This is a genomic window from Bacillus sp. L_1B0_5 (assembly GCF_000836715.1).
GTDB lineage: Bacteria > Bacillota > Bacilli > Bacillales > Bacillaceae_G > Bacillus_A > Bacillus_A thuringiensis_S.
In genome coordinates this window covers 1-734 of record NZ_JXIS01000057.1, presented here as the reverse complement: position 1 = coordinate 734, position 734 = coordinate 1, and the positions used below count along the sequence as shown (strand labels likewise).

The window sequence follows — 734 nt, the reverse complement described above, 5'->3', positions numbered from 1 at the left end:
TCATCTTTCGATTTATCCGATTTCTTTTCCATTTCAATACCTTTAATGTTTTCATCATTAAAGGTATTGAAATGGAAAAGAAATCGGATAAATCGAAAGATGATCTTGTACTACTTGTTACATTAGCTGGTTTAGCGATTAGCGCTATGAAGAAACACCCAAATAAAAATAAAATTGATGTGACTTATGACCTATCTGTTGCATTACCTGTCGCAACAATCACGCCTCAAACAGCACAAGAGTTTGTAGAACGTTATATGAATCATCATACGGTAAAATTCCACCACCCAAGCGGACGTGAAGTAGTAGTTAATATTCAAGTTGAATTCTGCAAGTGTTTACCAGAAGGCGCTGCGGGTTCATGGGGAATCGTTTATGATGAAAAAGGTAAAACAATTAAAAGAAAAGTAGAAATTACAGAAGATAAAACCACTGAAATAGACTTTGTTGACAAAACAATATTATCTTTCGATATTGGCGCTGGTACGACAGAAGAAGTTGTTTCTCATGGTGTTAGCTTTAAACATAAAATGAGTCGTGGTTTATCATATGGTGTTAAAGAAACTTTACTTGATATTATCAAGGTTTGGAACTTAAATAATAAACAAAAGACAATAGACAGTATTGCTGAATTTAATGCAATTTATCTTGATTCTGAACACCCTCGTCATATTCGTTTAAAAGAAGCATCACGTGGCGCGTTATTGGGTTTAGCAAATCGAATTGCAACTGAT

Annotated in this window: 1 pseudogene; it reads left to right on the top strand. The window is 34.1% G+C overall.

Annotated features, from left to right (window positions below):
- Nucleotides 1-734, top strand: a pseudogene (locus RT27_RS19490) (peptide ABC transporter substrate-binding protein); the annotation flags it as partial.